Source organism: Lachnospira pectinoschiza (assembly GCF_900103815.1).
GTDB lineage: Bacteria > Bacillota > Clostridia > Lachnospirales > Lachnospiraceae > Lachnospira > Lachnospira pectinoschiza_B.
On the sequence record NZ_FNHZ01000001.1, the window covers coordinates 878,745 to 893,677 of the forward strand.

Annotated in this window: 11 protein-coding genes; all 11 read left to right on the forward strand. The window is 33.1% G+C overall.

Annotation, left to right across the window (positions count from 1 at the left end):
* The first annotated feature begins 75 nt into the window (after nt 1-75).
* The 11 genes from BLQ66_RS03690 (at nt 76) to BLQ66_RS03740 (ending at nt 14,857) form a co-directional block, all read left to right on the forward strand.
* Complete coding sequence (locus BLQ66_RS03690) at nt 76-585, forward strand: DJ-1/PfpI family protein (protein WP_074520967.1); 510 nt, start codon at nt 76-78, stop codon at nt 583-585.
* A 284-nt stretch (nt 586-869) separates the two neighbouring features.
* A complete protein-coding gene (locus BLQ66_RS03695; RefSeq protein ID WP_074520968.1) occupies nt 870-1,181 on the forward strand; it encodes a hypothetical protein in 312 nt (103 codons plus the stop codon).
* 58 nt (nt 1,182-1,239) lie between these two features.
* Nucleotides 1,240-2,943: an N-6 DNA methylase gene (locus tag BLQ66_RS03700; protein WP_074520969.1), complete on the forward strand. Its 1,704-nt coding sequence runs from the start codon at nt 1,240-1,242 to the stop codon at nt 2,941-2,943.
* 127 nt (nt 2,944-3,070) lie between these two features.
* Nucleotides 3,071-3,283, forward strand: a complete 213-nt coding sequence (locus tag BLQ66_RS03705; protein ID WP_074520970.1) for a helix-turn-helix domain-containing protein — start codon at nt 3,071-3,073, stop codon at nt 3,281-3,283.
* Nucleotides 3,284-3,382: 99 nt separating this feature from the next.
* The gene (locus BLQ66_RS03710) at nt 3,383-5,113 is read left to right on the forward strand and encodes a type I restriction-modification system subunit M (RefSeq protein ID WP_074520971.1); all 1,731 of its coding nucleotides are present in this window, start codon (nt 3,383-3,385) and stop codon (nt 5,111-5,113) included.
* On the forward strand, nt 5,113-6,429 hold the full coding sequence (locus tag BLQ66_RS03715) for a restriction endonuclease subunit S (RefSeq protein WP_074520972.1): 1,317 nt from the start codon (nt 5,113-5,115) through the stop codon (nt 6,427-6,429). The genes BLQ66_RS03710 and BLQ66_RS03715 overlap by 1 nt, the downstream gene beginning before the upstream one ends.
* A gap of 3 nt (nt 6,430-6,432) precedes the next feature.
* A complete protein-coding gene (locus tag BLQ66_RS03720; RefSeq protein ID WP_074520973.1) occupies nt 6,433-6,996 on the forward strand; it encodes a hypothetical protein in 564 nt (187 codons plus the stop codon).
* Complete coding sequence (locus BLQ66_RS03725) at nt 6,996-10,076, forward strand: type I restriction endonuclease subunit R (RefSeq protein WP_074520974.1); 3,081 nt, start codon at nt 6,996-6,998, stop codon at nt 10,074-10,076. Before BLQ66_RS03720 ends, BLQ66_RS03725 begins: the two co-directional genes overlap by 1 nt.
* A 23-nt stretch (nt 10,077-10,099) precedes the next feature.
* Nucleotides 10,100-12,445 (forward strand): PHP domain-containing protein, encoded by a 2,346-nt coding sequence (locus tag BLQ66_RS03730; RefSeq protein WP_143452969.1) that lies wholly within the window; start codon nt 10,100-10,102, stop codon nt 12,443-12,445.
* Nucleotides 12,429-12,728: a hypothetical protein gene (locus BLQ66_RS03735; RefSeq protein ID WP_074520976.1), complete on the forward strand. Its 300-nt coding sequence runs from the start codon at nt 12,429-12,431 to the stop codon at nt 12,726-12,728. Before BLQ66_RS03730 ends, BLQ66_RS03735 begins: the two co-directional genes overlap by 17 nt.
* 44 nt (nt 12,729-12,772) lie before the next feature.
* Nucleotides 12,773-14,857 carry an McrB family protein gene (locus BLQ66_RS03740; RefSeq protein WP_074520977.1) on the forward strand — a complete coding sequence of 695 codons (2,085 nt, stop codon included), beginning with the start codon at nt 12,773-12,775 and terminating at the stop codon, nt 14,855-14,857.
* Nucleotides 14,858-14,933 lie beyond the last annotated feature (76 nt).

Genomic DNA, 14,933 nt, shown 5'->3' on the forward strand with positions numbered 1-14,933 from the left:
TGAAGTGACATGTTATAATTATTTAAATTTGAAAAATGCTTAATTATGAGTTTAGAATATATGGGGGAGTGTAAAATGAAGACTGTTGTATTGCTATATGAGACTTGTTGTATATATGAGATTGTGGTTACAAATTATTTCTTACAATGCTGTGGCCATGAAATTGTATTTGCAACTATTGATGGTAAAGGTGTTACAGCTACTGAAAAATATTCTTTGAATGCTAGTTGCGCCCTAAAGGATATTGATCCAAAAGAGGTGGAGCTGCTTTTAATACCTGGTGGAAATATTGAAACTATCGACAATGAGGAAGTATATTCATTTATTCGAGCCGTGGTAGATAATAAACAGTTAGTAGCTGGCATATGCAATGGGGCGGATGAACTAGACCACGCAGGCGTTCTTGAGGGCATTGACTCAACTCATTCCCTTAAGGAAGACCTTGTTGTTTATGAAAATGTAATCACAGCCAGAGCTAATGCATACGTAGACATGGCAATCGCTATCGGAAAGAAGATGGAGTTATTTAAAGACGAGGACGATTTGCAGGAGACAGTGGAGTTTTGGAAGTATCATAGGGGATAGTAGTAAATGCTGAGAGAAAAATATTAGATATTTACTTTAAATAATTAGGTAAGATAAATATCAAATATAATATAAGTAAGTTAAGCCACTAGCTAAGCTAGTGGCTTATTTACGTCTTTTAAAAGTATTAACCATTAAAAGCATGACTTTATTAAGATAAACTATAATTGGTTTATAATAACCAAAATTGGTTATTGACAACCAATAATACTAATGATATATTTTAATTACGGAGAGAACAATGGTTGCAGAAAACCAAATATATAAATAAAGGAGAATTTATTATGAAGAAAAGAAATGAGTTAAAAGTGAATAATGATTATTATTTACAGAATGAGATTATTGAGATTGACAACTATTGCGATAAAAAAGGTATTCTTGATAATCAGAAAAAACGAATGGCAACATTGGCAGCTTACTTGATGAAGCATAATGAGAGTGAAAGTGATAATACGATTGATGATGAGGATTTTGATTCTGACTTGAAGTTGGCAAAAGAGTTTTTAAAAGATGAAATTATTTTTGTGAATGAAATGAAAAGAGATTTTAATGTAGAAGCATTGAAGACTTACTTTAGTGGTATAGTAAATGATTAACATAATAAAATGAAATCTGGTTACAAAAAACAAATAGGATTTTAAAGGAGTTAAGATTATGATTAAAAAGAACAATTTTAAAGTTATTGATAGTAATTATATGGCAGATAAGACAGAAGGCGTATATAGATATTTAGAAAGAATGCGTGATATAGGTTCTGCAGTAAAGTATATTGTTGCAAGTGCGGCGTACATCTCTAATGAGTATAAAGCTAATGATGATGAATCTATTATATCTAAAATGGTGGATAGATTTGCATGTAGTGAATCTAATATAAAAACTATAGTAGCAAATAATATAGATGGTATTCTTGATATTTCTCATACATATTCTAAAGAAGCAATTTTGTATTATTTATGTGAATCCTATACTAAAACATTTGATAAAATAGGTTATATGCATAATTCTTCAAAATCATGTATTGATTTAGCAATTTCAGTATTAAATATTAATGAAAAAGACATAGTAGCAGATTTTGGAAGTGGTGTAGGTGACTTTATAATTTCTGTAGCCAATATGAAGAAACCTAGTATTTTAAAAGGTTATGAAATTGATAAGGATTATTTAGAAATGTTAAAAATAAGAGCAGAGCTGAATAATGTAAAGGCTGAATTTGAATTAATGAATATTCCTAAAGAAAAGAAATTTGATAAGATTTTTTCGGAGGTTTCTTTAGGTAATATAAATGGAGAATCTGATTATTTAGCAAGTGAATACGAATCTTTTAAGAATAAAGTCCCAAGTGTTAGAAGTTCAATGTCACCTAATTGGTTGTTTAATAACTTGATTATAGAACATTTATCTGAACATGGAAAAGCAGTGGTTATGATGAACATTGGAAGTATAGAAATGCTTAGAGATAAGGAAATAAGAGAATATTTTGTTAAAAATGGTTTTATTGAAGCTGTTATAGCTTTACCAGAACGATTACATACATTTACTAATACATCATATGCAATGGTTGTATTAAGTAGAGGTAACAAGCAAGTAAAAATGATTGATGCTACTAATATTTATGAGTCAGGAAGAAGACAAAATAATTTATCAAAAGAAAATATAAATGAGATAATTTCATTGCTAGAAGAATACGGTGATAATTCAACCAGCGTAGTTTTTGATGAATTAGAAGGTAATAATTATAATCTTAATCCACTGAATTACTTAAGGAAAAAAATAGAGTTTGATAATGGAGATGAGTTTAATAAAATTATCAAGAATATTACACGAGGAGCGCACATAAGAGCAGATGAATTATATTCTTTATTTTCAGATGAACCAACTGATATTCAGTATTTAACGATTTCTGATATTGAAGATGGAATTATATCTGATGATATGCAATATTTAAAAGAAATAGAAGGTAGATATGAAAGATACTGTGTAAAAGACAGAAATATTGTTATATCAAAAAATGGAACTTCCATAAAACATACTATTGCAGAAGTATTGGAAAGTAAAAAAATACTAGTAAGTGATAATTTCTATATAATTGAAATAGATGAAAATTTAGCAAATCCATATTATATAGAGGCTTTTCTAAGTAGCAAGATAGGAAGTGAAGTTTTACAATCAACTAGTACAAGTGGAAGAATTAATAATATCGCAGTAGATGAGCTTAAGAAGATGTGTATTCCATTGCCTTCGCTTGCTGAACAGAATCAAATCGCTGAGGCTTATAAGGCTAAATTAAAGCAGCTAAAGGGGCTAAAGAAGAATCTGAAAATAGTTAAAGATGAATTAGGTATGATATTTAAAATATAAAAAAGTTTCGACTTATCGAAAATTATATTTGTTTTAAATAAGATATGGCTGTATAATTAAAAATGACAGAATTTATAGGACTTAAGGCACGTTACCGTTGTGAAATTAATCACAAGAAAGGAATTATATGGCTATATCTTATAATGGATTATGGAAATTATTGATTGACAAGAACATGAAAAAGATGGATCTTGTTGAGAACGAAAACATCGGAATTAGCAGCAGTACACTTGCCAAGATGAGCAAGGGAAAGACTGTGTCCATGAGTGTCTTAGAGAAGATATGTATGGAATTGGATTGCGATTTCGGAGACATAATTAGTATCGATAAGAGTAAATAGAATATTTTTTTTTGAGTGAAGTTCGTTTTTATGGACAGCATATAGATTAGTATTTATTTAGGAATACAAATGTAAAAAATAAAGTGGAGGTTGTTTTAGATGGCAACAAGAAGTGGAAAAATTGATCAGAAAGCAGACCTTATTTGGGCGATAGCAGATAAATTAACAGGTGTTTATAAACCACACGAATATGGTGAGGTTATTTTACCTATTACCGTAATGAGAAGATTTGACTGCATACTTTCAGATACGAAAGATGCAGTTCTTTCTAAGTATGAAGAAGTAAAAGATTTGCCTATGAAAGATGTACTTTTACGTAAGGCATCTGGATATGAATTCTATAATACAAGTAAGTATACATTTGAAAGACTTATGGATGATCCTGACCATATTGAGGAGAACTTTAGAGATTATTTGAATGGATTCTCGGATAATGTTCAGGATATTCTAGAGAAGTTTAAGTTTGATGGTCATATTACAACTATGGCCAATAAAGGAATCCTTTATATTGTGCTGAAGGAGTTTACAACTGATAAGGGCAATCTGCATCCGGACGAGATATCAAATCTCGAAATGGGATACATCTTTGAAGAGATTATCCGAAGATTTTCTGAAGCACATAACGAGGATGCTGGACAGCATTATACACCAAGAGAAGTTATTCAGCTTATGGTTAATATACTTTTCTATGATGATAACGATGTCCTTTCGGGAAACAATGTGGCGAAGACTATCTATGACCCTGCTTGTGGAACAGGTGGTATGTTATCAGTAGCTGAAGAGTATCTTCATGCATTGAATGCGTCTGCAGAATTAATTCCATTTGGTCAGGAAATTAATGACCAGACTTTTGCAATCTGTAAAGCCGATATGCTTATCAAGGGCAATAACTCAGATTTTATTAAGGATGGTAATACTCTTTCAGATGACCAATTCAAAGGACAGACATTTGATTATATTCTTTCTAATCCACCTTTTGGACGTGAATGGAAAAATGAAAAAGCAAAAGTTGAAGAGGAAGCAAAACTTGGATTTGGTGGTCGTTTTGGAGCAGGGCTTCCAACCTCTAGTGATGGACAAATGCTTTTCTTAATGACAGCAATGTCAAAAATGAAGGACATCAACCAAGGTGGTAGCCGTATAGCTATTATCCATAATGGTTCTCCTTTATTTACTGGTGATGCAGGTTCTGGACCATCAAATATCAGAAAATATATTTTAGAGAATGATTTATTGGAAGCCATTATTGCTCTTCCAAATAACATATTTTACAACACAGGTATTGCAACATATATTTGGGTTCTTTCAAACAAGAAAGCTGGAACTATTCGTGAAGGAAAGGTGCAGCTTATTAATGCTAATGAATTATATGTTAAGAGAAGAAAAGCTCTTGGTAATAAGCGTAACGATATTTCCGAAGAGGATATTGACAAAATCACACAGATTTATGGTGATTTCAAAGAGTCAGAGATTAGTAAGATTTATGATAATGCTGATTTTGGCTATACAAAGATAACTGTAGAAAGACCATTGTACGATGAGGAAGGAAATCCTGTATTAAAGAAGGGGAAGCCACAACCTGATACATCATTACGTGATACAGAAAATGTACCTTTGAAGGAAGATATTAAGGCTTATTTTGAGCGTGAAGTACTTCCATTTGCTCCAGACGCATGGATTGATGAGAAGAAGTCTAAAGTTGGATATGAGATTCCATTTACAAGATATTTCTACAAATATGAGGCACCAAGACCATCTAATGAGATAATGGCTGAGATTAGAGGGCTTGAGAAAGAACTATCTGGAAGTCTTGAGGAGGTATTTGTCTAATGAAAGAAATGAAGGATAGTGGATTGGATTGGATTGGTGCTATACCCGTTAATTGGAATATAGTACCTATTAAAACGGTTGCAACATGTTTCGGACGAATAGGATTTAGAGGATATACAACAGAAGATTTGGTTGACGAGGGTGATGGCCCAATTACTTTGAGCCCAACAAATATAGTTGATTCTAAAATTAATTTAAATAAATGCTCATATTTGTCATGGGAAAAGTATTATGAATCGCCTGAAATAATGGTATACCCGCAAGATATAATATTTGTAAAAACCGCTTCAGTTGGAAAATGTGCTATTTATGATTCGAAGGAGCTAGCAACAATTAATCCGCAATTTGTAGTTTTTAAAGATTTAAAATGTAATAATCGATTCTTATTTTATTGTTTGATTTCAGATATAGTGCAGGGGCAAATTGGATTGAATAACATAGGAGGTGTTATATCCACAATAACGCAAAAGAATATTTTAAATTATAAAATATGTATTCCGTCATTAAATGAGCAGCTACGTATAGCGGATTATCTTGATTTAAAATGTTCTCAAATAGATTCAATAATATCGAAGCAGGAAGCTATTATAGAAAAGCTTAAAGAATATAAGCTATCTGTTATAACTGAAACTGTTACAAAAGGGGTAAATTCGAATGTTGAGATGAAGGATAGTGGAGTTGAATGGATAAGTGATATTCCCATCGACTGGGATGAAATCAAACTTAAAAATTGTTCATATATAAGAGCTCGACTTGGATGGAAGGGACTTAAGGCCGACGAATATGTAGAGGAAGGATATCCATTGTTGTCTGCATTTAATATAGTCAACAGTAAAATTGATTTTGAAAATAATATAAATTTCATTAATCAAGAGCGATATGATGAATCTCCTGAAATAAAGTTGAGTGAAGGAGATATTCTTCTGGTTAAAGATGGTGCTGGAATTGGGAAATGCGGTATTGTAGAAAATTTGCCAGTTCCTTCAACGACAAACGGTTCACTGGCTGTAATTACAACAGATATGAAAATTGAATCCAAATTTTTATACTATTATTTTTTGAGCTCAGTTTTTCAAAGATATATTGATCGAATAAAAGATGGAATGGGTGTGCCACATTTGTTTCAATCTGATTTGAGAGAAATTACAATTGTATTACCCCCTTCTGATGAACAACAGTTGATTATTAAGTATTTAGATGAAAAGGTGGATAAAGTAGATGTAAAGATTGAGTTAGCTACATCAATGATTGGAAAGCTCAATGAATATAAAAAATCGCTGATTTATGAGGTGGTTACAGGGAAAATGGAGGTATAACCGTTGGAGGCTTTTGGGAAGGTATTAGAAGTTTTATTTGAAAAAAGATTAATTCCAACAATGGCGGGGTTAGTAATTGGTGTAACCGTTTATGTTTTAACACCAGATCAAACTATCTTATTAGAGAAACTTGGTCGGAATTGGTATATATTATTTTTTGCAGCCGTTGGCTTTCTGGGCATAACATTAATTCATTATCTTTACTCGAAAATATCTGAAAAAATGGTTTCTGTTTCAAACAAAAGATATAACAGAGAAATGGATAAGAAGCGTGAAAGAGAAGATCTGCAGGAAATGTGGGATTTTATAGATTCGTTATCTCTAGAGGATAGAGAATTTATTAAAACATTTCTTAAAAATAATAATGCTCCAATTGTGGAGTATAAGAATTATGCTTCATATTATTATGGTATTAGAGATAATACAGATTTAGTGAAACGTAGAGATATTACAGACACAGACGGCTATATAAAAACACAGTTTGTTTTAAGCGATAGATTTTATAAAGATTTAAAAAATTCGATGGAAAATTATGGGAGAATAGGAAATTTTGTGGAGGAAAAATAATGTCAGATTTTGATGTAAAAGAAAGACGTTTTGAAGAGGATATTGAAAGCTATCTGATTAATTACGGGGGATATACAAAAGGAAATCCAGCTTCATTCAACCGTTATTCAGGATTGGATGAGGCTACTTTTGTTGAGTTTATAAAGACTAGTCAACCTAAACAATGGAAACGCTTCGAGGCAATATATGGAGATTCTTCTGAGCAACAGATAATTGATAGATTCAGCCGTGAGGTTAGGCAGACAAGTCTTTTGAATGTACTACGTCATGGTTTTACTGATCGAGGTATTAAGTTTAGACCTATTTTTTGGAAGCCTGAGACCACACTTAACGAGACAAGTAGATTGCAGTATGAAGCAAATATCTTCCATTGCACAAGGCAGCTTCATTATTCTGTAAAAAATGAAAATAGTATTGACATTGTACTGTTTATTAACGGTATTCCTGTTGTATCAATGGAACTTAAGTGCCAGTTTACAGGGCAAAATACTATGAATGCAATTAATCAGTATAAGTTTGATAGAGCAAGTAAAGATGCGATTTTTGTATTCAAAGAGCGTGTGCTCGTTCATTTTGCGGTTGATCTTACTAACGTTTATATGACTACTCGTCTGCAAGGAGCGGCTACATATTTCTTGCCATTTAATCAGGGTAGTAATGGAGCAGGTAACGTTGGCGGTGCTGGAAATCCGAACAATGAAAATGGATATGATACTGCTTATCTTTGGGAGAACGTTCTTTGTAAAGATAGGCTTCTTGAGATACTTCAAAAGTATATGCATCTTGAGCAGGAATTTGACGAGAAAGGAAATCTTGTGTCGGAGCGTATGATATTCCCTCGTTACCATCAGCTGGATGTAGTAACAAAGCTTCTTTCAGATGTAAAGGAAAATGGAGCAGGGCGAAATTATTTAATTCAGCATAGCGCAGGATCTGGTAAATCTAATTCTATTGCTTGGCTGGCGCATAGATTATCAGGGCTTCACAATGATTTAAATGAAAAAATATTCCAGTCAGTAATTATAGTTACAGATAGACGAGTTTTGGATAGCCAGTTACAGGATACTGTTTATCAGTTTGATCATGTAGAAGGTGTTGTTCAGAAGATTGATAAGAACTCCGAGCAGCTTAAGAATGCAATTGAAGCTGGAGCTGGAATTATCATTACAACCTTGCAGAAATTTCCAGTGATATATAAAGAGGTTAATTCTGGTAATAAAAACTTTGCAATTATTGTTGATGAGGCACACTCTTCACAGACAGGTGATTCAGCCAAGAAGCTCAAACGCGCACTGGCTGATACAGAGGATATTTTGAAAGAATATGCTGAAATGGAAGAGGAAGAGGAGAAGAATCGCAAAGATGATGAAGATCGCCTTTTAGATGAACTTGCAGCACAAGGCATTCAGAAGAATCTTTCATTCTTTGCTTTTACAGCTACTCCTAAGGGAAAAACCCTTCAGATGTTTGGAACAAAAGATGCAGAAGGTGCATTTCATCCGTTTCATATATATTCTATGCGACAGGCTATAGAAGAGCACTTTATTCTTGATGTACTTAAGAACTATATGACTTATAAGATGTACTACAAAATCATCAAGACTATTGATGATGATCCGGAACTTGATACGACAGCAGGTGCGAAGGCAATTCTAAATTATGAGACATTGCATCCTCATAATATTTCACAGAAGACATCTATTATGCTTGAGCATTTTATGAGTATAACCAGACATAAGATGGGCGGTAGAGCAAAGGCAATGGTTGTTACTTCTTCTCGACTTCATGCAGTTCGCTACGTGCAGGAGTTTAGAAGACAGATTGCAGAGAAAGGATATAACGACCTTGAAGTATTAGTTGCATTTTCTGGTGAAATTACAGATAACGGTACACAGTTCACAGAGGAATCAATGAATAAAACCAATGATGGAGAGACTATTAAAGAAAAGGCATTGCCAAAAACTTTCCATCAAGGCGAGTATGGAATATTAGTTGTAGCTGAGAAGTATCAAACAGGATTTGACGAGCCATTATTACATACAATGTTCGTAGATAAGAAGCTTTCAGGGGTGAAGGCGGTGCAGACATTATCTCGTCTAAATAGAATTGCACCTTGCAAGGAAGACACATTTGTGCTTGATTTTGTAAATACAGCTGATGATATTAAGAAGTCCTTTGAGCCATTCTATGAAGAGACTGTGTTACTTGAAGAGACAGACCCTAATGTAATCTATGATATGAAGAATACACTTGATGAGTTCAGAGTATATCAGTCTAGTGAAATTAAAACATTCGCAGATATTTTTTATTCCAAGGATGAGCAGGCTGTAGGTGATTTAGGTAAGTTACAAGGTTGCCTTAGACCAGCAGTGAGTCGTTATATGACAATTGATATAGATAGGAGAGACTTATTTAAATCTACATTAGCAAGTTTTTTAAGAGTTTATTCTTATGTGACTCAGATATGCAGAATGTTTGATAAGGACATTCACAGATTTAGTATCTATGGAAAGTTTTTATATGTGATGCTTCCAAAGGGACCTGGAACTGAAAGAATAGACATTGATGACAAGGTTCTACTTGAGTATTACAAGCTTGTTAAGGACTATGATGGCGCAATCGAGCTGGAGAGTACTGAAGGTGGATATGTACCTATTTCTGGTGAAGCAGGTCATAGAGAAGTAACAAAAGATCCATTAACAGTAATCATTAATAAGATTAATGAAAAATACGGAACTGCATTTACCGAAATGGATAAGGTTCTTATTCAGATGGAAAACGATTATGCGGCTCAGGAAAAATGGCAGAATTGTGCTGTAAACAATGACCGTGTAACATTTAAGATTTTGTTTGAGAAGGACTTCCCCAATATGGCAGCTGAACGATATGAACAGAATGATCAGTTCTTTAAGAAACTGTTTTCTGATCCAGATATGATGAAGGAAGTTATGGATACGATTGGCTCTGTTCTTTATGAGAGACTTAGGAGAAAAAAGATTTATGATCCGAAGTCAGGAGTTCTGGAAGAGGCTACTCCAGAGACATATGTTGAGGATGTGTATGCTAGACCGATAGATTAGTTTTAAAAAGATGGTGGGGGAAAATGATGCAGAAAATTGTTGATAAGCCTATAAAAATAGATTTGCATATTCATTCAGTAGTGTCATCACACAAGGATGGAAAAAAAGTATCAAATAATACGGTAGAGAATATTCCATTGTTAGTGTCTAAACTTAAAGAGAACGGTATTGATATGTGCGCAATTACTGATCATGATAGATTTGGCTATTCTATGTATCAGGCACTTAAATCGCATGAAGGTAAAGAGTTGTTAAAAGTATTACCAGGTGTTGAATTTTCGGTAAATTTTGATGGTAAGAAAGTCATTCATATTGTAACAATATTTGATGATAGCAATGAGGAGAAAGTAAAGAATATTGAAAACATCTTGAATGATGGACTGGGCAAGGAAAAGTACAAGAATGGTGCATTTTCTAGGGAAGATTACTTTCTAATATTAAAAGAAATTGGCTTGGATTTTGTAATGATTGCTCATCAGAAAAAATCACCAATGTCAACACAGAAGCCACATAAAGCTGATGTTTTAACATTGGGACGAGATAAGTTCAATGAATTATTGTTTCTAGAATATTTTGATGCATATGAGTTTCGTCAAAGGGACAATGAGGTTTTTAATAAAAAATATTCGATTGATCAGGATGTAAAAGATAAAATGCGATTTGTTACAGGTTCTGATTGCCATGATTGGAACTGGTATCCTAATTCTGAGGATAAGAACGACGATATAGGATTTACATACCTTAAAGCATTGCCTACCGTTAAAGGTTTAGTAATGGCAATTACAGATAATCATAGAATAAATTATACTGGAAGTTTCTGGGGACAAGGTAAATATTTAGATGAATTAAAAATCAAAATAAACGGTAAAACCAATGTTATCCCTATGTCCAGAGGAATAAATGTAATAATTGGAGATAACTCTATAGGAAAATCTCTTTTATTACACGAATTAACTTCAGAACGAGAGATATCTTCAAACACTAAGCTAAAAAGAGGATATGAGAAGTATATTAGCGACAATGGTATTGAAATATTAACAAAGATAGATGAAAAGGATATTTTCAAATTTAATTATCAGGGACAAATTAGGGAAATCTTTGAGGATGTAAATCTTAAAGCTGATAAGTACTTGGCGGAATTCTTTCCCAATGAAATCAATGCTAGTTCATACAGAAAGCCTGTTGAAAGAGAGTTTAATCGCCTTTACCGTTTAATTGAAAAAAGATTTGAATATGAAGATAGCATAAATCAGCTATTGCCATTGACTATTTTAGATGAGGACGAGCTTGAAAAGGAATTGGTGCTGGGTATCGAATTAGAAACAGTCGATATATCAGAACTTCAAAAATTGGTCGAAAAACTCGAGGCAATAATTGATGAATTAACCAAGGAAATAATTCCTAATAAAGCCTTGGAAGATGGTGACAAAGAAAGACTACAAAGTGAAGTTGAGTATTTTGAATTGATTCACAAGAAGTACAGTGATAAGTACGAAAAGGCTAAGCTTGAAAGAACAAAAAGAAATGCTTTTAATACAGCGTTGAAACGTTTTAAAAGAAAATATAGCGAAAGACAAACTGATGCGCAGAACCGGCATAATGCATTTGCCGAAGATAGAAAAATATTGGCTGAAAATATCAGTAATCTTGTAAAGACAAGATTGTCATTTGAGGATTATAAATGTCAGATTGATGAAATTGCCGTTAAGCCAGAGGTAAATCCAGTTGATACATTTCTTTTTGTCTCTAAAATATCGGTAGAAAAGGTTGATGAAAAATACATCAAAGAAGTTATTTCTAGTGTACTAAAGAGAAATCATAAGCTTGAATTAAATACTTTAACTCGAAAAGAATTAAAAGATAGCATAACAAGGTATCCAAATGATATTGAAGATCCGTTGGAAGCTTTCAAAGCAAAGATTACATCAAGGTTGGATAATGATTTCAAACCTATTAAGGCTATAACTGAAAATGGAAAGGATGTATATACGGATTTATCTGCAGGCTTTAATTCGCGTATATATTTTAAGCTTCTTAGTGGTGAAGAAAAGAATAAGGGCATCTATATTATTGACCAGCCAGAAGATCATATATCCCAAAAAGCGATTAAAGAGGATGTATTAGATCAATTCAGAAATATGGCAAAAAGAAGACAGGTTATTATGGTTACACATAATCCACAGTTTATAGTTAACCTTGACGTTGATAATGTTGTTTTTCTAAGCAAGAATGAAGAGTTTTCTGTCCAATCTGGAGCACTGGAATATGAGGATAATAAATATAGTATTTTACAAATTGTAGCGGATAATATTGATGGTGGTATATATACAATTCAACAAAGGGTGAAAAGATATGAAAAAAACTTATAACTTACGATATGAAGATGGAAATTATATTATTGAATATTCAATGCCAGAAAATAGCGAAGGAACACTTCTAATAGATGAAAAAAATATGGAATTAGATTCTGCTAAATTTTATAAGATGGTGTTTGAAAAAGTAAGCGAAGAAATTGAAATTGTTATTGTAAATCTGATTGATAACGATTTGGATACTCGTATTGTAAAAAAAGGGGCTAGAGTCTGTGAGACTTTACAATCTTTATGTGATGATATTTGCAATGAAATTAATAAAAAATGTTTTTCGGCATAGATGTGTATATACGAGTAGATTGAAATAATAGTGGGAGAATATTTATGGCAATTCCAAGAATTTCAAAGGAGAGTATTAATGAAGCACTCAAATACATAGATGAGCACGGGGTGCCTTTGCATAACGAGAGCACTGTATACGTTTTAGTTGTGGATGGAAAGAAGTATCCGCCAAAGTACGTAATTGCTATTGCTAATCACATAGCAAATGGCGAAGAAATATCAACACAAGGGTATAATGCTGTAGAAGCAAAATCTTATCTTGAAAGTCGGGGGTATACGATTGAAATGAAGCAGGAAAAATATGAGCTTACAATAACGGCCGATTCTGTGGTATCTATGGATGAAAGATTTACCATGGATAATCTTGGCTTAGGAGATAATTATAAGCCGATTGATGCTTATTTTCAGAAAGCTGACGGTGAGATAATTCATAGAAATAGAAATAAAAGTGAGGCAAAGATTTCCAATCAAACTTTGCCAAGACTAGCTTTTCAAATTTTTGAGAAAGAGATTTCATCATTATCGGATGATGAAAAGAAACAATTTCCAGTTTGTCAATACGCTCCAGATAGAGAGATTATACGGGGGATTTTTCCTTCCGAAGCTGAATTTAGAAAATACAAGAATTCGATGGAGTTTTCTGTTTATAAAAGAGAAAATGGTCCTCAGTTTGTTGTTTATTGTTGGAACGTTTTTTCTACAATAGTATTTGTTAAAGAGTGCTTGAAACGATTTGGAAGTGATGGAGATAGATTCATTTTTGTTTACCGCGATAAAACCGATCAAGAATTGAATCAGAATAACACAGAAAAAGTAATAACAGATGATGTTGATAAAACCACAGCGGAAAGTAATAATCCTTATTCTAAGCTTCTTTTAGAGTCAAAGAATATCATCTTTAGAGGTGCACCTGGAACTGGTAAGTCGTATCTAGCTAAGTCTATTGCAGCAGATATTATCAGTAATGGTTACACTGACAGATACTCAGATCTTACAGATGAGCAGAGACAGCAGGTGGAATTTGTACAGTTTCATCCAAGTTATGACTACTCGGATTTTGTTGAAGGATTACGTCCTAAGATGAATGACGATGGCAGCATGGGCTTTGAATTGCAAGATGGTATCTTTAAGAAGTTTGTTGACAGAGCAAGAAAGAACTTTGAAGATTCACAGAAATCAAAGAAATTAAGGGAACAGGAAGTATCTGCCAAAGCGGTTATGGCGAACTTCTTTACTAACATTGAGTTCGGTGTAGATAAGTTTAAAACCATTAAAGGTAGTGAATTTACCATCACTAACGTTGATGAGAAGCATATTTATATTTCTATTCCGGGTAATGATTCTGTAGACAAGCTGAGCCTTAATATTGATGAGGTTCAGAAGATGCTAGAATCAGGGGCTTCATTTGAGAAGGTAAGTGATATTACAAACTTCTTTGGAAAGCAGTTTGCAACACAAGGTTATTCTTACGACTTTGCTCTTTATAAGGCTATTAAGGAAACAGAGAATAGCTTTACGCAAACATCCGTAGAACCGGAAGAATTGAAGAAGTATATCTTTATCATAGATGAAATTAACCGTGGAGAGATTTCAAAGATATTGGGTGAGTTATTCTTCTCAATTGATCCTGGCTATAGAGGTAAAGAGGGAATGGTTGCAACGCAGTATTCAAATATGCATACAAACCCTGATGAGAAATTTTATATACCAGAGAACGTTTATATCATTGGAACAATGAATGATATTGATAGATCTGTTGATTCATTTGATTTTGCTATGCGCAGAAGATTCAGATTTGTTGAAATTAAAGCAGAGGATACTCAGGATATGCTTGAATCCTTGGAAAACGAGGAGCTTAAGAACGAAGCGGTTCAGCGTATGGATAGTTTAAATACTGAGATTATTAAAGTTGAAGACTTAAATGAGAACTACCAGATTGGTGCATCATATTTTTTGAAGCTTAAGACTCTTGGATTTAACGAACTTTGGACAGATTATTTGAAACCACTTTTACAGGATTACGTTCGTGGATTATTTGACGAGCCTGGAATTATGAAGAGATTTGCCAAAGCTTATGGTTACGAGGAGCCAAGTGAGGGTGATGAAAATGAAGCAACTCAAGATTAAAGATAACCAATACAACTTAAAAACTGAGTTTGCTGATGTAAATGCAATTACCAATGAAGTTGCTGATAAAACATTT